This is a genomic window from Rhodoferax sp. (assembly GCF_013297935.1).
Classification (GTDB): Bacteria; Pseudomonadota; Gammaproteobacteria; order Burkholderiales; family Burkholderiaceae_C; genus Allorhodoferax.
The window spans coordinates 110,017-131,813 of record NZ_JAAFIX010000008.1 but is presented as its reverse complement, the minus strand read 5'-3'; the positions used below and the strand labels follow the sequence as shown (position 1 = coordinate 131,813).

The following is a 21,797-nucleotide window of genomic DNA, read 5'->3' as shown; positions in this document are numbered from 1 at the left end:
GGCAATCACACCAAAGTGGTCTGCCCCGGGTGCGCAAAGTGGCTCCTTTGTGAGGGCTTCCTTGCGGGTATCGTAGGGGCCACTTGCTGCGGTGTTCCGCACGCTAACCACCATGGGACGACCCGATGACACGCACTGACCCCACCACCATCTGGCACAGCCGCGCAGCCGCGCTTCAACCCGATGGCCGGCTCTTCATCCATGGGGCACGCGTCGCGGCGGCTGATGGCCAGACCTTTGACAAACACTCCCCACTCAACGGTCATCGCCTCGGCAGTGTGGCCCGCGGACAAAAGGCGGACATCGATGCCGCTGTCCATGCTGCGCGCTTGGCCTTCAATGACCGCCGCTGGGCCGGAAGGTCTCCACGCGAGCGCAAAAAGGTCATGCAGCGCTGGTCGGAGTTGGTGCTGGCCGCGCGGGACGAGCTGGCCTTGCTCGAAACCCTGGACATGGGCAAACCGATTGCCCACAGCTTGGCGGTGGACGTGCCCGCCACCGCCAACTGCCTAGCCTGGTATGGCGAGGCGGTCGACAAGCTCTACGACGAGATTGCCCCCACGGCAGACACGGCGCTGGCGCTGATTACCCGCGAGGCCATGGGCGTGATCGGCGCCATCGTCCCATGGAACTACCCGCTCATCATGGCCGCTTGGAAGCTGGGGCCCGCCTTGGCAGCTGGCAACAGCGTGGTGCTCAAGCCGAGTGAAAAGTCGCCCTACACCGCCTTGCGCTTGGCCGAGTTGGCAGTGGAGGCCGGTATTCCGGAAGGGGTGTTCAATGTGGTGCCGGGCTTGGGGCAGGAGGCCGGTGAGGCACTCGCTTTGCACATGGATGTAGACGCCATCGGTTTCACCGGCTCCACCCGCATCGGCCGGCGGATGCTGGCCTGCGCCGCGGAGTCCAACCTCAAGCGGGTGTACAACGAGCTGGGTGGCAAGTCCGCCTTTTTGGTGTTCAACGACGCCAAAGACGTGGCCGCCGCCGCCCGCGCCGCAGCAGGCTCCGTTTTTTACAACCAGGGTGAGTCCTGCAATGCACCCACTCGGCTTCTGGTGCAGCAAGAGGCTGTGCCCGAATTCATGGCCGCGCTGCAAGACGAGGCCCGCAAATACTTGCCGGGCGACCCACTCAATGAGTCCACCGAAATGGGCGCACTGGTCGATGCCGGCCAGATGAGCACCGTGCTGGGGTACATACATCAAGGCCAGGCCGAGGGCGCGCACATCGCGTTCGGCGGCCGCAGGGTGCGCACCGAAACCGGCGGCTACTTCGTGGAGCCCACCATTTTTGAAGGTGTGCGCAACGACATGAAAATCGCCCGCGAAGAAATTTTCGGCCCGGTTCTGGGTGTGATTCCCTTCGCCACCGAGGCCGAAGCACTCGCCCTGGCCAATGACAGCGTCTACGGCCTCCAGGCCAGCGTGTGGAGCGGCCAGATCGACCGTGCCCACCGGGTCGCACGCGGGCTCAAGGCCGGCACCGTCCATGTGAACCAATACGACGAAGACGACATCACCGTGCCCTTTGGCGGCTTCAAGCAGTCGGGCAACGGGCGTGACAAATCGCTGCACGCTTTTGACAAGTACACCGAGCTCAAAACCACCTGGTTGCGCATCGACGCCTGAACCCCGCTAACTAGCCCTGCCGCATGCCCACCACCCCACACGCCCCCTCGTACTACGCCGCCAGTGGCGCAGTCCAACCTGCGCGCCCCGCGCTGGCTGGCACCCTTGATGCCGATGTGCTGGTCATCGGTGCCGGCTACACCGGCCTGTCGTCTGCCTTGCACCTGGCCGAGGCGGGTTTTAAGGTCGTGGTGCTGGAGGCGGCCCGGGTCGGCTGGGGCGCCTCCGGGCGCAATGGCGGGCAATTGGTGCACAGCTACTCGCGGGACCTGGATGTGATCGAGGCCCGCTACGGCACCACCACCGCTCAGGCGCTGGGCAGCATGGCCTTCGAGGGCGCCAAAATCATCCGCGAGCGGATCGCCCGCTACGGGATCGACTGCCACTTCAAGCCCGGCGGCATGTTTGCCGCCATCACGCCCAAGCAAGTGAAGCAGTTGGAGCACCATCAAGCTCTCTGGGCCCGCTACGGCCACTCCAACATGCGCATGCTGGATGCCGCGCAAAGCGAGGCCGCTGTGGGCACCCGCCGTTACCTGGCCACGTTGCTCGATCTCGATGGCGGCCACATGCACCCCTTGCGCTTGGCCCAGGGGGAGGCGGCAGCCCTCGAATCCTTGGGCGGGCACATTTTTGAAGACAGCGCGGTCACCCGCATTGAGCGCGGCGACCCGGCTGTGGTGCACACCGCCCACGGGCAGGTGCGGGCGCGCTTTGTGATCGTGGCTTGTAATGCCTATATCGGTGGGTTGGAGCCTCAGCTGGCCGCGCGCTCCATGCCCTGCGGCACCCAAGTGGTGGCTACGGAGCCGCTGGGGGACCGGTTCCCTGAAATTCTGCCCACCGACTACTGCGTTGAAGACAGCAATTTCTTGCTGGACTACTTCCGCCTGTCAGCCGACCGGCGCCTGCTTTACGGCGGCGGCGTCATCTACGGTGCGCGCGACCCGGCGCATGTGGAGTCCATCATCCGGCCCAAGTTGCTCAAAACATTCCCCCAACTCAAGGATGTGCGTATTGACTACGGGTGGACCGGCAACTTCTTGTTGACCTTGTCGCGGCTGCCGGAAGTAGGGCGCTTGAGTTCCAATATTTATTACTCGCAAGGGTGCAGCGGCCATGGGGTCACTTTCACCCACCTTATCGGGCGGGTACTGAGCGAAGTGATTCAAGGGCAGGCCAACCGCTTCGATGCTTTTGCCGGACTGCCGCACTACCCCTTCCCGGGCGGGCGCTGGTTCCGGGTGCCGCTCACGGCGCTGGGCGCTTGGTATTACGACCTGCGCGACAAGTTGCAAATCTAGAGCTTTTCGGGGGCCGGGCGCGCCCGGTAAACCTGCGGTAAAGCCCACTGGTGGTGCCTATTTAGACTGCATTTAGATATATCATAAGTGCATCTAAATAAAGGATGCACGTATGCACCACCATCATTTCCGTTACGAGATGCGCCACGGCGCAGGCGAGGGCTCCGGCCGGCATGGCGACGAGATGCCCACACGCCGCGGCGGCGGCCGCATCTTCGGCCACGGCGGCTTACGCTTTGTGCTGCTCAGCCTGATTGCTGAAGAAGCCAGCCACGGCTACGAACTCATCAAGCGCATTGAAGACCGGCTGGGCGGCAGCTACAGCCCCAGCCCGGGCACCGTGTACCCGACCTTGACCCTGCTCGAAGAGCAAGGCCACCTGCAGGCTGACAACACCGACGCCGGTGGCCGCAAGCGCTACGCCATCACCGATGCAGGCAAAGCCTTTCTGGAGGAAAACCGCACCGTGGTCGACACCATGCTGGCCCGCCTGAATGGTGGGGTAGACGGCGCAGGCCCTCGCGGTGGCCGCCCGCCGCAGGTCATGCGCGCTATTGAGAACCTGAAGCTCGCCATGCGCATGCGCCTGACCCGCGAGGCCCTCACCCCCGAGCAGGCCCACGCCTTTGCGGCTGTGCTGGACCGTGCCGCCCAAGAACTGGAGAAGATTTAATGTTGCCCGACCTGACTTCACGGCGTGTACGCCCCCCCCTGCGCTTTCGTAGCCTCCAAGTGCGCGATGTGCAGCACCCTACACCCCATCTGGCGCGCATTACTTTGGCGGGGGACGACCTGGAAGGCTTTGTGAGCCTCGGGTTTGACGACCACGTCAAACTCTTTTTCCCGGACCCGGTGACCGGCATCTTGGCCTTGCCCACTGCCGGCCCCGAAGGCCCGGTGTGGCCCGAGGGCACCCGCCCCACCATGCGCGACTACACCCCCCACCACTTTGACCCGGTGGGGCGCACCCTGCAGATTGACTTTGCGCTGCACCAACCCGGCGGCCCGGCCACTGAATGGGCGGCACAAGCCCGGGTGGGCGAAACACTGGGCGTTGGTGGCCCGCGCGGCTCGCTCATCGTGCCCACCGAGTTTGACTGGCACCTGCTGGTGGGCGACGACACCGCCTTGCCCGCCATCGCCCGCCGCCTGGCTGAGTTGCCTGCCGCAGCACACGCCGAAGTGGTGGTGGAAGTTGATAGCCCGGCCGATTGCTTGCCGCTACCTAGCGCAGCGGAGGTGGCCGTGCACTGGGTCTACCGCAGCGGTGCGGACCCGGACGCTATGCCATTGCTAGATGCGCTGCGCCGCATCACCCTGCGCTCTGGGGTATTCCATGCCTGGGTGGGTTGCGAAAGCGCCCAGGCCAAAGCCGTGCGGGCCTACCTGGTGGGCGAGTGCCTGGTGAATCCCCAGTATGTGCGCGCCTCCAGTTACTGGCGCCGTGGCAGCGCCGACGCGCACGAGACGCTGGACGCCTAGTGCCTACTTCACGCCCCCGAACTGCTATATATTTGATAGCGGATTGCGCAATTAATACGGGGGCTAGAGGCTTGTTTCGCTCTTCAATTACTGCCGGGCAGAGCCGGGCCGCGCAAGCAGCGAAAACTTGATGGTGATGGTGTCCACCACCACCAGCGCGCCCATGGCGATGCTCAGCGGGGTGATCCCGAAATCTGACTGCCGGATGTCGAACGCACCTTCCACCCGCAGCGCGCCTGCGCTGTCGCTGATGCGCACCGGCAGCTCGACTTCGCGAGTCTGGTTTTTGAGTGTGATGGCGGCACGCACCTGAGGAGCCGCCAGGTCGCCACTGATAGCCACGGAGCGAATGCGGATCTGCGGGTAGCGCTCGCCATCCAGCAGGGTGGGGCGCAGCATATTGGCACGGGTGCCGGCCTTGGCATCGTCGCTGATGCCCGGCGGAAAATCCGCCCCCTCGGCCTGGCGTGCTGCCTCGTCGTCCACGATCAAGGTGTTGACCGGCACCCGGATATCAAAGCCCGAATCAGGTGCTCCGCCCGCGCGCCACACCTCGCCCTCCAGCTGCTGCGAACTGACCACATGGTTGTGACCCAAGCGGGCCATAGGCCCGCCGCGGTAGACCAGGATGTGCAGGGTGGACTCCGTCGGCGCTATCTTGAAGGTTTCCCGGCGGGTTTCCATCTTTGGGGCATCCGACGGCCGCGCCTGGCTTGCAGCGTCCGACACGGTGGTGCGTGGCGCAATGCGCTCAGAGCTGCTGCATGCCCCTAACAGCAAAGCGACGGTGAGCCCTATGAAACGGTTGCGCAAAATCGGATTGCTCATGGCGTGCCCGGTGGTTGAGCCCGGAATTACATCACGGCGCCCAATGCCCAAGGCACAAACTCATTCTGGCCGTAACCATGCAACTCACTCTTGGTTTTGCGCCCCGAGGCGGCGGCCAGCATCTCGCCAAAGATGCGCTCCCCGAGCTGCTGCACACTCTCATGGCCATCGATCACCGTGCCACAGTTGATGTCCATGTCCTCCTCCTGTTTGACCCAGAGTGCGTGGTTGGTTGCCAGCTTGAGAGAGGGGGTTGGTGCACACCCATAGGCGGAGCCCCGGCCGGTGGTAAAGCAAATCAGGTTGGCACCCCCGGCAACCTGCCCGGTCGCAGATACCGGGTCGTAGCCCGGGGTATCCATGTAGACAAAGCCTTTGGCTTTGATGGGCTGGGCGTATTCGTAGACATCCACCAGCGGCGTGGTGCCGCCTTTGGCGATGGCGCCCAGAGACTTTTCAAGAATAGTTGTCAGGCCCCCAGCCTTGTTGCCGGCGGACGGATTGTTGTCCAGCTCCCCGTTGTTGCGGGCGCAATAGTCGGTCCACCACTGCAGGCGCGCTTCGAGCTTGTCGGCCACTGCTTGCGATACCGCGCGCTGGAGCAACAGGTGTTCGCCGCCATAGATCTCCGGGGTTTCCGAGAGCACGGCCGTGCCGCCGTGACGCACCAGCAGGTCTACCGCAGCGCCTAAGCCAGGGTTGGCGCTGATCCCCGAATAACCGTCTGAGCCACCGCACTGCAGGCCAACGACCAGGTGAGAGGCCGAGACCGGAGTGCGCTGCACGGCATTGGCCTCTGCCAACAGGCCTTGCACGACTTCAATACCCCGCGCCACCGTTTTTGCGGTGCCACCGGTGTCTTGAATATTGAATGTCACCAGCTTGGCACCTTCACGCAATCCCTCTTGCGCCATGAGGCCCTGAATCTGGTTGGTCTCACATCCCAGGCCCACCACCAACACTGCCGCAAAGTTGGCGTGGCGCGCATAGCCGGCCAGGGTGCGCCGGAGCACTTGCAGGCTTTCGCCTTCGCTGTCCGTGGCGCAACCTGCACCATGGGTGAGGGCCACGACGCCATCGATCTGCGGGAAGGCCGCGAGTGCCTCGGGGTGGATGTCGCGCCGGAAGTGGTCTGCTATGGCGCGAGCTACCGTCGCTGAGCAGTTCACACTGGTCAGAACGCCGATGTAATTCCGGGTCGCCACCCGACCATCCGCACGCACGATGCCATCAAACGTGGCGGGAGTTTCCACATAGTCCACAGGCCGCACATTTCCGCCCACGGTGTGACCACGATCAAAGTGGCTGAAGGCGAGGTTATGGGTGTGCACATGCTGGCCCGGCCCAATGGCCTGTGTGGCCACACCAATGATCTGGTTGTAGCGCCGCACTGCTTCCCCCTGGGCGATAGCCCGCACTGCCACTTTGTGCCCGGGAGGAATCAGGCCTGATACGGTGATGTTTTCAGCCTCAATGCGGGTCCCGCCTAAGAGCTGTTGCTTTGCAATGACGACGTTGTCTTGCAGATGGATGCGAATGACTGGATTCATAGGGCTCTTGAGATAGAGGGAAGTTAGGACAGGTGGGTCAAGCTGGCCGAGAAGCGCTCGTGCGAGCGGTCCAGGTGGCCGCTCATGGCGGCGCGGGCCATGTCGGCATCGTTGCGCTCTATGGCGGCAATGACTGCGCGGTGCTCGTCTACCGCCTGGTACCAGGTGGCTTCGCGCTCAAAGTGGCCGCCCAGTTTTTGGAACATCAGGCCATTGCGTTCGTCAAACAGCTGGGTTACCACCGCTTGCAATGCGCTGTTGTCGCTGGCCTGGGCAATGCGGATGTGAAAGTTGCGGTCACCACGGGTGGGCAGGATGCGGGCCGCAATGTCGGCCTCCATGTCGCGCAGGGTTTCTTGCAAGTCGAGCACCAGGGTTGGGTCGGTGCTTTTCGCGGCCAGCGCAGCCAGCTCGCCTTCAATGAGCTGGCGGGCGCGAATGATTTCCAGCGGGCCGGGCGCGTTGTCCAGTAGGCGCACGCTCTCGCGCCCAATCACCACAATGCCCGAGCCCATTCGGACTTCGATCAGGCCTTCCACCTCCAGCGCAATCAGCGCCTCCCGCACCGACGGGCGGGACACGCCCATCTTGGTGGCCAGATCGCGCTCGGCCGGCAACTTGCTGCCGATGGCGAACTCGCCGCTCTGGATGAGTTGGCGCAACTGGTCGGCAATCTGGCGGTACAGCCGGCGGGGCTCTATGGGTTGAAACGGCATACGTCGATTGGCTAAAAGGTAAATTGGTAAGGCCAGTTGGCCGAATTGTGCGGCGATGGAGCCTGGAAACGTTCTAGGGTTTTCTCCAGAGCTCGTGCAACGGGCGTAAAAAAACCGCCACAAGGGCGGTTGTTGCTATGGTGTTAGTAGCTTCTCGCGCAGGTAATACGGGGGCTAGAGGCAAATTTGTCTATAAATCCAGCACCAGGCGAGCGCTTTGGGACCGCGAGCAGCAGGGCAAGAACTGGTCATTGGCCGCCTGCTCGTCGGGCTCCAGGTACTGGTCGCGGTGGTCGGGCGTGCCGGCTTTCACGCGGGTGAGGCAGGTGCCGCACACGCCTTGCTCGCACGACATGGGGATGTCGATGCCCGCCACATGCAGCGCAGCCAGTGCGGTCTGGTCGGGCAGCACCTTGATGACCTTGCCCGTGCTGGCTATCTCCAGCTCAAAGCTGCCGTCGTCCGCTTTGGCGGTGGGGGCGGCTCCAAAGTATTCGCGGTGCAGCCGCGCCTCAGGCCAGCCGGCCGCGCGGCCTGCGGTCAGCACCGCGTCCATAAAGCCTTGCGGGCCGCACACATACAAGTGGGTGCCTGCCGGGGCGCTTTGCAGGGTGGCGGCAATGTCCAGCTTTTGCGCCGCATCGCCATCGTCAAAGTGGTGGTGGGCGTGGGCGGCAAAGGGCGCTGCAGCCAGTCGCTCCACAAAAGCCGTGCGCGCGCGGCTGCGGCTGCAGTGGTGCAGGGTGAACCCGCCGCCGGTCGCCGCCAAATGTTCCGCCATCGCCAGCATGGGCGTGATGCCAATGCCACCTGCCAGCAGCAGGTGGTGGGGCGCAGCGCTGTCCAAGGGGAACAGGTTGCGCGGGGTGCTGATGGTGAGCGTGCTGCCCTCGGCCACCAGCTCGTGCACGGCTACCGAGCCACCGCGCGACGCCGCGTCGCGCAGCACCCCAATCACATAACGGTGGGTTTCGCTCGGGGCGTTACACAGCGAATATTGGCGCTGCAAGCCGTTGGGCAGGTGCACATCAATGTGCGCACCGGCGCTAAAGGCGGGCAGGGCGCTGCCGTCCAGCGCCACCAGCTCCAGGCTGCAAATGTCTTGCGCCTCGGTGCGCTTGGCGGCTACCCGCACTTGCAAGGTGGTGGCGCTGCTCATGCGGCTGCGCTTTCTGCAGCGACCGGGCTGCGCTCTGCGGCCACGATGCGGTCAATGATCTTGCGCGACTGCACGCCACCAGTATCGATGTTCAACATCAACAGCTTGCGCTCGGGGTAGGCCAGCAGGTTTTGCTGCTGGCGCTCCAGCATCTCCTGGTCTTCGCCAAAAATCTTGCCCTGGCCTTCGCGAATCTGCGCGGTCAGCTCGGCGTCGGCCGGTTTGAACTTGCGCGCCATGCCCCAGAAGTAGTGGATGCTCGTATCCGTCTCGGGGGTGATGAAGTCCACCACCCAGCTTGCGGCCTTAAACTCGTCGGGCGCGTGGTAGCCACCGTGGCCCTGCAGCGCCACACCCACCTCAATCATGATGTGGCTGGGCGGCGTGAAGTGGCAAATCTGCCAGCGGTCCACCGGCTGGTCGTCAGGCAGGCCGTTCATGCGCAGCGCCATCTTCCAGAAAGGCGGAGCCTCAATGCCTTCCATAAAGCGCTCGGTGATCACATGGTCGCCGTCCACGCGGGTCTGGCAGGGCACTTCGTCAATTTCCTTTTGGCCGATGCTGGTGCTGTGCACATAGGTTTCGTGCGTCAGGTCCATCAGGTTGTCGATCATCAGGCGGTAGTCGCAGGCAATCTCGTACAAGCCGCCGCCGTAGCCAAACTGCGGGTTGCCCAGCCATTCAAACTTCGGAATGCTGGCCACATCCGCCTGGGCCGCGTCGCCGGGCCACACCCACACAAAACCGTGTTCCTCGTGCAGGGGAAAGCAGCGGTTGGCCGGAAAGCCGCGCACCCGCTGGCAGGGCATGGACACGGTCTTACCGTCGCAACCCATGGCCAAGCCGTGGTAGCCGCAGACCAGCGTGTCGCCCTCCACCTTGCCCAGCGAGAGCGGGGCGCCCCGGTGCGGGCAAAAGTCTTCCACCGCGGCCGGCACGCCTGCGCTGTTGCGGAACAGCGCCATGGGGATGTTGCAAATGCGGCGGCCCAAGGGGCGGTCGGAAGGGATCTCTTCGCTGCGTGCGGCAACGTACCAGGTGTTGAGGGGAAACATGGCGTGGCTCCTTGGATGGAAAGGGCGGTGAATTTCTTCATTCAGTATGCTGAATGACGAGAATCATAGACCGAAGTCAATTCCACGGCTAGGGGCTGGGGATGAGGGTTTTCCCTTGACGACGGGATGAATCCGACGATTGGTCGGTAGGGGCTGGCAGCGGGCTATGCGCCGTCGGATGGCTGGTCCGCCGCATCGCCCGGACTTTCAACGGCTGGCGTGTTCAGGTGCACAAACTTGCGCAGTAGGCGCAAAAACTCCTCCCGCTCGGCCGGCTCCAAGGCGCCCAGCAGCTGCGCATACATGGGGTCCACCCGCGGCAGCATCTCGGCCAGCACCGCCTCGCCCTCGGGAGTGAGCCGCAGTGCGCGCTGGCGGCGGGGCAGCAGCTCCCGCACGATCCAACCCTTGGCATCCAGCCGGGCAGCAATGTCGGCGGTGGTCGATGTGTCCAGCGCCACGCGCTCGGCCAGCGTCACCTGGTCCATGCCCGGCGCGTCTTGCAGCGCGCGCAGCACCGCGTATTGCACCGGCGTGATCTGCTTGCCATGTGTCTTGGCAAACGTGCCCACCGCCAACTGGTGCGCCCGCCGGATCAGGTGGCCGGGTTCGGCTTGTAGGGGGATGGGGGAAGCGGAATTCTTGGGCATTTTGGGATAGGTTTGCTATCAATAGCGTAGCGGTAAGTGGACGAATAGTCTGCGCTAGAGGCTGATTTGCCTATCGCTCAATCTGGCGCTTTAGGGCTAGCCGAGTATTGCGGGCACAGCCCTGTTGCCATCGGCTCCCGCAGGATGGAGCGGTATTGGGCTTGTGGCAACCGTCCATTCATGACCTGCACATAAGTCGCGGGTACATAGCCGGTGGATTTGCTGTTGTCCTTGATTTCGTCAATGCGGCTGTTATTGACAATCAGGTTGATGGTGCTGAACTCGGTTGGGAGGGCCGCAATCCCGATTTGCTGCCAAGCCTTGGCTTCCCATTTGAAGATCACATAGGGCGGGTTTGGTCGGCCCCAATGGTTGTATGCCAAGCAAAGGTTGGGCTCCGCAATCACATACGGCGTTTTGTCTTTGACGTGCAGAGCCAAAAGGTTGAAGTTGGTACGCCCCAAGCCTTCGCCGTACTCGCTCGTCCAACTGATTGCGTTGGACGAGTTTGGCAGGGTGAACCGAATCGTGTGCTCTCTGGCGGGCATCGACTGACCCATCTCATAGCGCCCGCCATAGGTCTGCGAGCGTTCCACCACCATCTTTTGCCCATCGTGCAACAGCACCTCTTCCTGCCAGGTATCGCCGCCAGCCGCCCAAGCGTTGCTAACTCCGCCGAAAACGGCAGCAACTAAACCGATAGCCAGGACGATACGGCTGGCGATGCCTTGAAGATGGGGAAGTAGGTGGCGGGTAGTGGATGTATTCATAGCAGTTTCCAAACTTCAGTACACCGCATCGTGGTCACCCACGTTCACCGGAATGATCTGGCCGTCTTGGATCAACAGCTCCAGCGTGATGCGGTACGACAGGTTGATGGATACCGACTGCAGCCCTTCAAGTTTGCCGCGCAGGGCGTGCAAACGCAGGGAGGGGTGGGCCGGGTTCAGCTCCAGCACCTGCAGTGTTTTCAGGTATTGCTGGCGCAAGTCCGGGTGGCGTTTCAGAAAGCGGGCGGCCTTGCGGTTGTATTGCTCGGTAAAAACCAACTCACAGGGCGCGCCGCTGGGTGGCGTAGTGGCGCCCGCCATTACATGGCGTCCAGCCGCGCCAGGTGCGCCTCGGGCGACTCTTGCACGGCGCGGCCTGCCGCCAAGTCGGCGCGGGTTTGGGCCAGCGCCGCGTCCAGCTCGCATTCGCGCAGGTAGTGGTAGTGCGCCATGTCCATCACCACAAACTTGTCTTTGCCGCGCACCTGCACCACCGCCTCGGTGGCCGTGCTGAGGGCCAACTCAATGGCAGAAATGCCTTTGGTTTTGAGGTCGTTGGCGCTGATGGGGGACATGGCGTGCTCCGAATGGTGGGCTAAATAGTGCGGCCAATCATACGGTTTCAAGTGCGTTTTTGAAAGCGATTGGGTTTATGAGTCTTTATCCGCTACTGATAAATGCTCATTTATTACGCACTTTGCCCATGCCAAGGAACAAAATTGCTATTTATTCAGTAGCAATTTGCGCATGTTCCACGCGGGCTAGAGGCCAATTTCATGCTTATCAGGCGTCTTTAATGCCTTTCGGGTTTGGTGTGGCTCACCAAAATTGTATTTAATGGGATACATTCTGGCCAAGTACACGATTCAAACAACCGAAGTTTTCGATGCGTGGATTGCAGCGTTGAAAGATCGGCAAGCTATGTTGCGTGTGCAAGCGCGTATCCGGCGGGCAGAGCTGGGCAACTTTGGCGATGTGAAACCCGTCGGCGAGGGCGTGAGTGAAATGCGCATCGACTTTGGGCCCGGCTACCGCGTGTATTTCACTCAGCGCGGCTTGGAGTTCGTGTTTTTGCTGGCAGGCGGTAGCAAGTCCACGCAAGCCAAAGACATCAAAGCCGCCTTGGCATTGGCCAGACAACTTTAGGAATACACCATGGCACTCAAAACACGTAAATGGGATGTTGCCGAGCACCTCAAAACCGAGGAAGACATTGCCGACTACTTTGCGATTTGTATGGAAGAGGCTGGCGATGACGCCGCCTACATCGCACATGTGCTGGGCGACATCGCCCGCGCCCGCGGCATGACGCAGCTGGCCAAAGACACCGGGCTGGGGCGTGAGAGCTTGTACAAAGCGCTCTCGGGCGAAGGCAACCCGAGCTTTGCCACCATCCTCAAGGTCATCAAGGCACTGGGCCTCAAGCTGGGGGCCACGCCGCGCACCAGCGCGAGCTCATCGGTGTGAGCTAATTGCTACTAAATTGGTAGCTGCTCGCGCAGGTAAGACGTGGGCTAGAGGCCGATTTAATGCCTAAAAGCCCTCCACCCGGCTACCAGTCCTACCCCAACGCCGCACAGCTTCTTCCGGCGTCTGGCCTTGTGCCATGAGCGCGCCCAGTGGCGCCAGCAGCGCTTGCAAATCGGCTTGGTCAAACTTAGGCGCGCCCTCGGCGTCGTGGCCCAGCACGCCGTCGGCCAGGGCTTGTTTGCGGGCCTGCAGTTCCAGCATGCGTTCTTCGATGCTGCCTTCCACCACCAGCTTGTAGACGAACACCGGCTGGTCCTGGCCGATGCGGTGGGCGCGGGCGGTGGCTTGCTCTTCCACCGCGGGGTTCCACCACGGGTCCATGTGGATCACCGTGTCGGCAGCCGTGAGGTTCAGGCCGATGCCACCGGCCTTGAGGCTCACCAGCAGCACCGGCACCTCCAGCGCTTGGAAGCGCTTCACCACCTTGCCGCGCTGGGCGGGGGCGGTTTGGCCGGTGAGGCTTAAAAACGGCAGGCGCAGTGCACTGAGCGCATCGGCTATCAGCTCCAGCAGCTCGGTGAACTGCGAGAACACCAGCACGCGGCGGCCTTCGTCCACCAGCGGGACCAGCAAGTCGGTAAGTGCATGCAGCTTCGTCCGTTCCATGTCGGCCCCAAGCTCACTCCCTTTGACGAGGAAAGGATCGCAACACACCTGCCGCAATTTCAGCAGCGCATCCAGGATGCTGATTTGCGCGCCCGCAAAGTTCTGGCGTTGCAGCACGCGGCGCACCTGTTTGTCGGCGGCCACGCGCACGCTTTCGTACAGCTCGCGCTGGCGGCCTTGCAGTTGCACGCGCTGGATGACTTCGGTGCGCGGCGGCAGCTCGGTGGCCACGTCTTGCTTGCGGCGGCGCATGATGAAGGGGCGCACGCGCTGGGCGAGCAGGGCGGCGCGCACGGTCTCGCCGTTCTCTTCAATCGGCTTGCGCCAGCGGGCGGCAAAGCTGCGCTGGTCGCCCAGAAAGCCGGGCATCAGCCAGTCGAACTGCGCCCAGAGTTCGCCCAGGTGGTTTTCCAGCGGGGTGCCGGTCAGGCACAGGCGGTGGCGGCTTTGCAGTTGGCGCAGGGCGCGGGCGCTGCGGCTGGCCGCGTTTTTGACCATTTGCGCCTCATCCAGAATGACCAGGTGAAAAGGCTGCACGGCCAGCGCGGCTATGTCGCGCCACAGCAGCGGGTAGGTGGTGATCACCAGGTCGTGCGCGGGCATGTCGGCAAACAGGCTGGCGCGCTCCGGCCCGTGCAGGTTCAGCAACCGCAAGTCCGGCCCCATGCGCTTGGCCTCAGTCAGCCAGTTGAACACGAGCGAGGTGGGCAGCACCACGAGCACCGGGCGGTCCAGCCGCCCCGCTTGTTTCTCCAGCAGCACATGGGCCAGCGCTTGCGCGGTTTTGCCCAGGCCCATGTCGTCGGCCAAGATGCCGCCTAGGTGCTGTGCGCGCAGGTATTGCAGCCAGGCCAGGCCTTCCAATTGATACGGCCGCAATTGCACTTGCAAACCAGCAGGTGCAGCCACCGGCTGGGGCTGGCCTGTGCTGTGCAGGCGCTGGGCCAGCGCGGCCAGCCCCACATCACCCCCGAGCTGCCAGCTTTGGTGGGCACCCACGCGATGCACATCCAACAGGCTGGCGCGCAGGGTGTTGATGCGGCGGGCCTCCCACGCGCCGAGTTGGATGGGGCCTTTGACGGCCATGCGCAGCGGGTCGGTCAGCAAGTCCACCATGGCGCCCACAATGGCTTTGAGCGGCCCGGCTTCGGCGTCAATCCGCCGGCCACCCGGCGCGCGTAGCGATACCGTGGCCAAGTCGTCCAAGGTGTCGAGGTAGTTGCGGATCAGCCAGCGCGGGTCGCGCTTGAGGAGGTTGGCCAGCATAGGGGCCAGGTCCAGCGTCTCACCGTCAATCTCGATGCCCAGGCTCAGCAGCCATTCGCCTTCGCGCCCGGGGAGGGCCAGCTTTTCGACGCCGCGTGTGGGTTTAACCAGCGGGCTGTCCAGCTCCTTGCCCAGCACTTCTCCGGTGTTGCTGAGGATGAGCCTCCAGCGCTCAACCGGCACGCTTTCGTGCGCAAAGCCGGGCTGCACCACCACTTGCCAGCCCTTGGCTTGCAGCTGGGGCACCTGGTCGGCCCAGAAGTCGCCAAAGTGATCTTCTTGCGGCAGGGTCCACACGCTGCCCAGATGCGGGCGCTGCTTTTGGCTGCGCCACTGAAAACTGGCGTCCACCAGCGGCACAAAGCCCAGGTCCCACACCGCGTCCATGGCGTCGGCCTCGGCCACCAGATTGCGCTGCAGGCGCACCACCGGGCCGCCGGTGTCAAACAATTCCTCAAACTCGGCGGCGCGGCTGTTGAGGATGGAGGTGGGGGCGGGCGTTTCCCAGCGGTCGCCCACCGGGGTGCGGTAGGTCCAGTCGAACTGCGCCAGCGTCACGCTGTCGCCACGCGGGCCCAGCTTGCCCTGGGGCTTGAGGCCCAGCAGGCCCTCGCCCCGGCCCAGCGTCATCAGCGTGATGCGGGGGCGGAACTGGCCGGGCACCGCGCCATCTGCGCTCTCAGTGCCTGGCGGGGGCGCGGGCGGGCTGCTGCGCGTCGGTTTCATGGTCAAAATGGCCTCTAACCCAGTTGGAATATGCGCGAGTAGCTATCAAAAGCAGAGCAAATCCTCGTCGCCAACTGCCGTTTAAATGCCCAAGCTTTGCAGCGTGACCATGCCTTTGGGCGTTTTGAGCGTGGCGCTCAGGTTGGCCGGGCCCTCGGTGATGGCAATGCCTTCCAAGCCAATGGCGGCATAGGCCGCTTGCAGTTTGGCTGCACTCGGGTGGCTCACCGCAATACTGTCCAGGCTCACGCGGCTGCGTGGCAGGCTGTTGCGCGGGTGCAGGCGCAGGGGCTCGGCGTCTTCGGGCTTGCCCCATTGAATGAGCGTGGGCAGGCAGCCTTCAAACAGGCGGTAGCCGTCTTCACGCACGGTGATTTGCCAGTGCAGCACTCCTTTGCGCGAGTGGCGGCTAGCCGGCATGGCCGGGCCGCGTTCGATGCCGATGTTTTTGAGGGCAATGCGGGCGGCCAACATCTCGTCGGTGCCGGCCACAAAGTGCACCAGGCGCGGCTCCTTGGCAACTGCGGCGCGCAGCTCGGGGTTGTCGAGGTCAAACCAGCGCTTGGCGTTGGGGTTGGCCGGACCTTTGGCGCCGGGCTGGATGGCAATGATTTCGAAATACGCCAGCGGGTGGCCCGGCGTGGCGATTTTAAAGAGCTTGTTGTGGGTGCCGAACTGGCTGTGTTCACCGCCGGCTTTCGGCGTCACGCCCAGGGTGGCTTCGCACCACTGCACGCCTTGTTCGAGGGTGTGGGCGGCAACGACGAGGTGGTCTATCTGTGTTTTCATCGCCGCACGATACCACCGCCGTCGCCTGCGCCCTCCGGGGCAGCGCGCTTTAGCGCCCCACCCACTTCACCAGCAGCTGCATGATGCGCGCGCGCCCGGCCGTGTAGGGCGGAAAAAACATGCGGATGCTGGGCAGCCAGCCGCCCTTGAGCACCGCGCGCTCGTGCGAAAACGCCTTAAAGCCGTAAATGCCGTGTGAGCTGCCGATGCCCGAGTTATTGACCCCGCCAAAAGGCAGGTTGCCATGGGCCACATGCAGCACGCAGTGGTTCACACAGGCGCCGCCCGAGCTGGTGTTCGTGAGCACTTTGTCGATGTTGGTCTGGCTGTTGCTCCAGATGTAGAGGGCCAGCGGCTTCTGGTCGGCGTTGATGGCTTCAATCACTTGCTGCAGGTCGGTGTAGGGCAGGATGGGCAGCACCGGGCCGAAGATTTCTTCTTGCATCAAGGTGGAGTCCATCGGCACGTTGTCGACCAGCGTGGGGGCGATGTAGTTGGAGGCTGCATCGACCTCGCCACCGGCCAGCACCCGCGCGCCGCGCGAGGTGGCGTCTTGGAGCAAGCTGCCGATACGCTGGGTGTGGCGCTGGTTGATGATGTGGGTGAAGTCCGCATTGCTGCGCTGGCTCTGGGCGCTGTCGCCATAGCGGGCCTTGATGACCGCTTGGCAGGCGGCCACAAAGGCGTCGCGCACGGCAGCGTGCACATACAGGTAGTCGGGTGCCACGCAGGTCTGGCCGGCGTTGACGAACTTGCCCCACATGAGGGTTTCGGCCGCTTTTTGCAGGTCGGCCGTTTCGTCCACGATGGTGGGGGACTTACCGCCCAGCTCCAGCGTCACGCTGGTGAGGTGCTTGGCCGCAGCCGCCATGACCACTTTGCCCACGGCGGGTGATCCGGTGAAAAAGATGTGGTCAAACGGCATGGCCAGCAGTGCCTGCGAGGTTGCCAAGCCGCCTTCAAACAGAGCGACTTCGCGCGCCGGAAATGCCTTGGCCACGATGCTGGCCAGCACTTGGGCCACGCGCGGCGCCATTTCCGAGGGCTTGAGGATGGCGGTGTTGCCGGCCGCCAAGGCCGACACCAGCGGGCTGAGCAGCAGGTAGAGCGGGTAGTTCCAGGGCGCGATGATCAGGCAGCGGCCGCGGGGCTGGTACTGCACGTAGGCGCTGTTGCCCATGGTGAGCTCGGTGGCGCTCACTTTGCCGGGGCGCATCCAGCGTTTGATGTGCCCGATGTTGTGGCGGATCTCGTCCAAGCTGGGCACGATTTCGGTGCCGGTGACCTCGAAGCGGGGCTTGTGAAAGTCGGCCGCAAAGGCGTCAAACAGGGCTTCCTGGTGGGCCATCAGGCTGGTGCGCAGGCGCTGCAGCCGCTCAATGCGCTCCGCCGCCGTCGATTGCCGCCAGGCGAGTGCTGTGGCGCGCTGGGCCTCGAAGGTGGATTGCATCAATTGCGGGTCGGCGTCTTGAATAGCTTGGCTCATACGATGGCTCCTGGCGGTAGGGGGAAGGCAGGCGCTTTTATTGTGCTGCGCGATGCTTTGGCAGCAGGCATTGTGGGGGCAAGTGCAGCGAGCGGGAGTCGCCGTGGTGCGGTTTTGAGCCGGCTCCCCAAACCGGCTGCGGGTTCACCCTAGGCCGCGGTGCGGAAGGTCAGGTTGATGCGGCAGGCACCGGTGAGCGGGTGGTGCCCGGGCTCTACCGCCTGGACCCCATGAAAGCGCAAGCGCGCCGGCCCGCCCCACACCACAACATCGCCATGGTGCAGCCGCACGCGTTGCACGGGGTCGCTCCGTTGGAGCCCGCCCCATTCAAAAACGGCGGGCAAGCCCAGCGACACCGACACGATGGGGGCGCGGTAGTCAAGCTCGTTTTTGTCTTGGTGCAGGCTCATGCGGGCGCCGGGCGTGTAGTGGTTGATCAGGCAGGCGTCCGGCACGAAACCGGGGTAGCCGGCCCGCTCTGCAGCCAGCGTTGCCAGTTCGGTGAAGATACCCGGCATGGCGGGCCAAGCCGCGCCTGTGAGCGGGTCCGTGCGCTGGTAGCGGTAGCCGCTGGCATCGCTCACCCAGCCCCAGGGGCCGCAATTGCTCATGGCCACCGACATCTTGAGCCCGCCAGGGGTGTGCAAGTGCCGCCAAGGGCTGATGCAGGTGATGTTTTGAATTTCTGCCCACAGACGCGGGGCTTGCGCGAGCGCCAAGCCCTCCAGCGAAAAAGCGCCAGGGGAAAGCGGGTGGGGGGAGGCGTCGGCTGGCGGCGGGTCGCCGAAAAGATCAAGGTTCATGGTGAACCTGACCGCATCGGGCCGCTCAGGGCTGCTGTTCGGTGTTGACGCGGCGTGCGCCGTCGAAGCGCTTAGCCCAGTAACTAATGCCCATGTCCTCTACGCGCACCTCGGCACCGGGTTTTGGTGCGTGGATGAATTTGCCGTTACCCACGTAAATGCCAACGTGGCTGAACGTGCGGCGCATGGTGTTGAAGAACACGAGGTCGCCGGGTTGCAACTCGTGTTTGTCGATTTTTTGGGTGGCGGCAGCCTGCTCGGAAGCCTGGCGGGGCAGCAGCAGTCCGGCGGTTTGTTGGTAGATGGCACGGACAAAACCACTGCAATCGAAACCGATCTCAGCTTCCGTGCCGCCGCGCTTGTAGGGCACGCCCAAAAAAGCCATGGAGTTCATGACCAGCTCGGTGGCGCGGTTGCCTACCTTTTGGCCTACATCACCAATGCGGGACAGCAAGCCGCGCTCTGCCAACAAGCGGGACATGTCGTCGCTGGGAGCCGGGGCGGTTTGGGCGTGGGCGATGCCAAAAGACAGCATCAGGGCACAGACTAAGAAAAAACGCATCGGCGCACTCTAGTGGGGTCGGCGCGGCCTGTCAAGCAGTCAGATACATTTGATTTCATCTCTAACGCATTGATTCGCATAGATATTCTTCCTGCGAAACGCGGTGGCCAAGGCCCCGCGCTGAGGGCGGTTATGCTCTGCGAACGTTTTTTGAGAAGGATTTTGCTATGTTGATGGACGTCGACTCAAGCCAGTTGGTGCTGGTGGACTACCAGGCGCGCTTGATGCCCGCCATGTTTGAATCGGAGTTGGTACTGGGCAATGCGGTGCGCCTGGCCAAGCTGGCGGCTTTGTTGGAGGTGCCGGCGTTTTATACCGAGCAGAATCCGGCCGGACTGGGTAACACGGTGCCTGACTTGGGTGCAGCGTTAGCGGGCGCGGGTGCCCGGGTGCTGAACAAAATGCAGTTCAGCGCTATCGAAGAGGGCTTGGGCGAGTGGTTGCGCCCTCCGGCCAAGCCGGTGCAGGGCAATGCCCGTAGCCTGCCCAAACATCTGCAAAAGCCACCTGCCTCAGAGCGCAGCATGATTGTGATTGCGGGCTGTGAAACCCACGTTTGCTTGATGCAAACCGCGCTGGACCTGTTGGAAGACGAGTTTGAAGTGTGGGTGGTGACCGATGCTTGTAGCTCCCGCACCGAGCGCAACCGCGATGCCGCCTTTGACCGGCTGGCCGGAGCAGGCGCGGAGCTGGTGACTACTGAAATGGTGGCCTTTGAGTGGATCCGCACGGCGGAGCACCCCGTATTTAAAGAAGCGCAAGCCCTCATTAAATAAGGGTTGACGGCCTTGCCGCTTGCAGCGTGTGCACAAGGCAGCTCCCTGGCGGTGGCTGCCTTTTTTGTTTGAGGCCCCTGTGGCTGCGGGCCCATCGGCGAGGGAGTCAGCTTGCAGCAAGTTGCTTATCCATAATTATGAATTCAGTTTTATGGGCCCGACCGGAGACAAACAATGACAGGCTACGCTGATTTTTACCGCCGTTCCATCGATGACCGCGATGGCTTTTGGTCTGAACAGGCCGCCATGATTGATTGGCACACGCCGCCCACGCAGGTGTGCGACTACAGCCAGCCGCCGTTCGCCAAGTGGTTTGTCGGGGGAACCACCAACCTCTGTCACAACGCGGTCGACCGGCACCTGGCAACCCGAGCCGATCAAGCCGCTTTGATTGCCGTATCTACAGAAACCAATACCGAAAAGGTGTATTCCTTTGCGGAATTGCACGCCGAGGTGCAGCGTATGGCGGCTGCCCTGCAAGCGCTGGGAGTGAAGCAGGGCGACCGGGTGCTGATTTACATGCCCATGATTGCCGAGGCTTCGTTTGCCATGCTGGCTTGCGCGCGCATCGGGGCTATTCATACCGTGGTGTTTGGCGGCTTTGCCGCCGGCTCATTGGCCTCGCGGATTGAAGACGCATCTCCGGTGGTGGTGGTGAGTGCCGATGCAGGCTCCCGCGGCGGCAAGGTGGTGGAGTACAAGCCGTTGCTGGATGAGGCGATTGCCACCTCCAGCCACAAGCCGGCCGCGGTGCTGATGGTGGACCGCAAGCTGGCACCCATGCAATTGGTGGCCGGGCGTGACCATGTGTGGGCGGATTTGCGCTCAGCTCACTTGGAAACCGTGGTGCCGTGCGTCTGGCTGGACTCGGGCCACCCAAGCTACACCCTGTACACCAGTGGCACAACCGGCAAGCCCAAGGGGGTGCAGCGCGACACGGGGGGCTATGCCGTGGCCTTGGCGGCCAGCATGCAGCACATCTTTTGTGGCAACGCGGGCGAAACTTACTTTTCAACCAGCGATATCGGCTGGGTGGTGGGGCACAGCTACATCATTTACGGGCCTTTGATTGCCGGCATGGCCACCATCATGTACGAGGGCCTGCCCACCCGGCCGGACGGCGGTGTGTGGTGGAGCCTGGTGGAGAAGTACAAAGTTACGGTGATGTTCAGCGCCCCCACAGCGGTGCGGGTGCTTAAAAAGCAGGACCCTGCGCTGCTCAGCAAATACGATCTTTCCAGCTTGCGCGCACTGTTCTTGGCGGGCGAGCCTCTGGATGAGCCCACCGCCCAGTGGATCAGTGCGAGTCTGGGTAAGCCCATCATCGACAACTATTGGCAGACAGAAACCGGCTGGCCTATCTTGACCATTGCCAATGGCGTTGAAAAGGCGCCCAGCAAATTCGGCAGCCCGGGTGTGGCCATGTATGGCTACAACATCAAGCTTATTGACGAGAACACCTCTGAGGAGTTGACCGGGCCGGACCAGAAAGGGGTGGTCGCCATCGAGGGCCCCTTGCCACCCGGTTGCATGCAGACAGTGTGGCGGGATGATGAGCGCTTCGTCAAAACCTACTGGAGCAGCATCCCCGGCAAGCAGCTGTACAGCACGTTCGACTGGGCGGTGCGGGATAAAGATGGCTATTTCTTCATCCTCGGGCGCACCGATGACGTCATTAACGTGGCGGGACACCGCTTGGGGACCCGCGAGATCGAAGAGAGCATTTCCAGCCATGCCAACGTGTCAGAGGTAGCCGTGGTCGGGGTGGCTGACGCCTTGAAGGGTCAGGTTGCCGTGGCCTTTGTGGTGGTGAAAGACGCATCTCTGCTGGTGGATGATGCTGCCAAGCTCCAATTGGAGGCCGAGATCATGAAGGTGGTGGACCAGACCATTGGCGCTGTGGGCCGGCCGGCCCGGGTGCGCTTTGTGTCGGTTTTGCCTAAAACCCGCAGCGGAAAGCTGCTGCGGCGTGCCATCCAGGCGGTGTGTGAAGGGCGCGACCCCGGCGACCTGACCACCATGGAGGACCCCGGAGCCCTGCAACAGATTCGTGAGCTGCTCGCCTAAATCGGCATGAGGGTATGCACGAAGTGCATACCCCGGCCAAGTCT

Annotated in this window: 22 protein-coding genes; 8 read left to right on the top strand and 14 right to left on the bottom strand. The window is 63.1% G+C overall.

The genetic code is table 11. The annotated features are described in order from the left end of the window. Positions 1–125: 125 nt before the first annotated feature. The 4 genes from QZW03_RS12790 (at position 126) to QZW03_RS12775 (ending at position 4,414) form a co-directional block, all read left to right on the top strand. On the top strand, positions 126–1,628 hold the full coding sequence (locus QZW03_RS12790) for an aldehyde dehydrogenase (protein ID WP_296510387.1): 1,503 nt from the start codon (positions 126–128) through the stop codon (positions 1,626–1,628). Between the two features lie 23 nt (positions 1,629–1,651). After that, positions 1,652–2,932 (top strand): FAD-binding oxidoreductase, encoded by a 1,281-nt coding sequence (locus QZW03_RS12785; RefSeq protein WP_296510386.1) that lies wholly within the window; start codon positions 1,652–1,654, stop codon positions 2,930–2,932. 184 nt (positions 2,933–3,116) lie between these two features. Then, entirely contained in the window at positions 3,117–3,605 is a 489-nt protein-coding gene (locus QZW03_RS12780; protein ID WP_296510418.1) for a PadR family transcriptional regulator, read from the top strand. Continuing rightward, complete coding sequence (locus QZW03_RS12775; protein WP_296510385.1) at positions 3,605–4,414, top strand: siderophore-interacting protein; 810 nt, start codon at positions 3,605–3,607, stop codon at positions 4,412–4,414. Before QZW03_RS12780 ends, QZW03_RS12775 begins: the two co-directional genes overlap by 1 nt. Before the next feature lie 87 nt (positions 4,415–4,501). On the opposite strand, the gene QZW03_RS12770 is transcribed toward QZW03_RS12775, so the two are convergent. From QZW03_RS12770 to QZW03_RS12730, 9 genes are all read right to left on the bottom strand, one after another. After that, a complete protein-coding gene (locus tag QZW03_RS12770; RefSeq protein ID WP_296510384.1) occupies positions 4,502–5,242 on the bottom strand; it encodes a YceI family protein in 741 nt (246 codons plus the stop codon). Positions 5,243–5,268: 26 nt separating this feature from the next. Beyond that, positions 5,269–6,792, bottom strand: coding sequence for an altronate dehydratase family protein (locus QZW03_RS12765; protein ID WP_296510383.1), 1,524 nt, complete (start codon positions 6,790–6,792; stop codon positions 5,269–5,271). Positions 6,793–6,815: 23 nt separating this feature from the next. Next, entirely contained in the window at positions 6,816–7,508 is a 693-nt protein-coding gene (locus QZW03_RS12760; RefSeq protein WP_296510382.1) for a FadR/GntR family transcriptional regulator, read from the bottom strand. A gap of 190 nt (positions 7,509–7,698) precedes the next feature. Then, positions 7,699–8,667 carry a PDR/VanB family oxidoreductase gene (locus QZW03_RS12755; RefSeq protein WP_296510381.1) on the bottom strand — a complete coding sequence of 323 codons (969 nt, stop codon included), beginning with the start codon at positions 8,665–8,667 and terminating at the stop codon, positions 7,699–7,701. Continuing rightward, positions 8,664–9,722, bottom strand: coding sequence for an aromatic ring-hydroxylating dioxygenase subunit alpha (locus QZW03_RS12750; RefSeq protein WP_296510380.1), 1,059 nt, complete (start codon positions 9,720–9,722; stop codon positions 8,664–8,666). The genes QZW03_RS12755 and QZW03_RS12750 overlap by 4 nt, the downstream gene beginning before the upstream one ends. 164 nt (positions 9,723–9,886) lie before the next feature. Beyond that, complete coding sequence (locus QZW03_RS12745; protein ID WP_296510379.1) at positions 9,887–10,372, bottom strand: MarR family winged helix-turn-helix transcriptional regulator; 486 nt, start codon at positions 10,370–10,372, stop codon at positions 9,887–9,889. Positions 10,373–10,449: 77 nt separating this feature from the next. Next, positions 10,450–11,142: a hypothetical protein gene (locus tag QZW03_RS12740; RefSeq protein WP_296510378.1), complete on the bottom strand. Its 693-nt coding sequence runs from the start codon at positions 11,140–11,142 to the stop codon at positions 10,450–10,452. Positions 11,143–11,157: 15 nt separating this feature from the next. Then, positions 11,158–11,463 (bottom strand): hypothetical protein, encoded by a 306-nt coding sequence (locus QZW03_RS12735; RefSeq protein WP_296510377.1) that lies wholly within the window; start codon positions 11,461–11,463, stop codon positions 11,158–11,160. Then, entirely contained in the window at positions 11,463–11,717 is a 255-nt protein-coding gene (locus QZW03_RS12730; RefSeq protein WP_296510376.1) for a hypothetical protein, read from the bottom strand. The genes QZW03_RS12735 and QZW03_RS12730 overlap by 1 nt, the downstream gene beginning before the upstream one ends. A 262-nt stretch (positions 11,718–11,979) precedes the next feature. Between QZW03_RS12730 and QZW03_RS12725 the strand changes: the two genes are divergently transcribed. Beyond that, positions 11,980–12,288, top strand: coding sequence for a type II toxin-antitoxin system RelE/ParE family toxin (locus QZW03_RS12725; protein WP_296510375.1), 309 nt, complete (start codon positions 11,980–11,982; stop codon positions 12,286–12,288). A 9-nt stretch (positions 12,289–12,297) separates the two neighbouring features. Beyond that, the gene (locus QZW03_RS12720; protein ID WP_296510374.1) at positions 12,298–12,609 is read left to right on the top strand and encodes an addiction module antidote protein; all 312 of its coding nucleotides are present in this window, start codon (positions 12,298–12,300) and stop codon (positions 12,607–12,609) included. Positions 12,610–12,675: 66 nt separating this feature from the next. Here QZW03_RS12720 and QZW03_RS12715 read toward each other — a convergent pair whose 3' ends face one another. From QZW03_RS12715 to QZW03_RS12695, 5 genes are all read right to left on the bottom strand, one after another. After that, the gene (locus QZW03_RS12715; protein ID WP_296510373.1) at positions 12,676–15,270 is read right to left on the bottom strand and encodes a DEAD/DEAH box helicase; all 2,595 of its coding nucleotides are present in this window, start codon (positions 15,268–15,270) and stop codon (positions 12,676–12,678) included. Between the two features lie 81 nt (positions 15,271–15,351). Then, on the bottom strand, positions 15,352–16,059 hold the full coding sequence (locus QZW03_RS12710) for a VOC family protein (RefSeq protein WP_296510372.1): 708 nt from the start codon (positions 16,057–16,059) through the stop codon (positions 15,352–15,354). Between the two features lie 49 nt (positions 16,060–16,108). Beyond that, a complete protein-coding gene (locus QZW03_RS12705; protein WP_296510371.1) occupies positions 16,109–17,545 on the bottom strand; it encodes an aldehyde dehydrogenase family protein in 1,437 nt (478 codons plus the stop codon). 149 nt (positions 17,546–17,694) lie between these two features. After that, positions 17,695–18,348, bottom strand: a complete 654-nt coding sequence (gene alkB / locus QZW03_RS12700) for a DNA oxidative demethylase AlkB (protein ID WP_296510370.1) — start codon at positions 18,346–18,348, stop codon at positions 17,695–17,697. A gap of 25 nt (positions 18,349–18,373) precedes the next feature. Then, the gene (locus tag QZW03_RS12695) at positions 18,374–18,883 is read right to left on the bottom strand and encodes a C40 family peptidase (protein WP_296510417.1); all 510 of its coding nucleotides are present in this window, start codon (positions 18,881–18,883) and stop codon (positions 18,374–18,376) included. A gap of 194 nt (positions 18,884–19,077) precedes the next feature. Between QZW03_RS12695 and QZW03_RS12690 the strand changes: the two genes are divergently transcribed. After that, positions 19,078–19,686 (top strand): isochorismatase family protein, encoded by a 609-nt coding sequence (locus tag QZW03_RS12690; RefSeq protein WP_296510369.1) that lies wholly within the window; start codon positions 19,078–19,080, stop codon positions 19,684–19,686. A 174-nt stretch (positions 19,687–19,860) separates the two neighbouring features. Continuing rightward, the gene (locus QZW03_RS12685) at positions 19,861–21,753 is read left to right on the top strand and encodes a propionate--CoA ligase (protein WP_296510368.1); all 1,893 of its coding nucleotides are present in this window, start codon (positions 19,861–19,863) and stop codon (positions 21,751–21,753) included. Positions 21,754–21,797 lie beyond the last annotated feature (44 nt).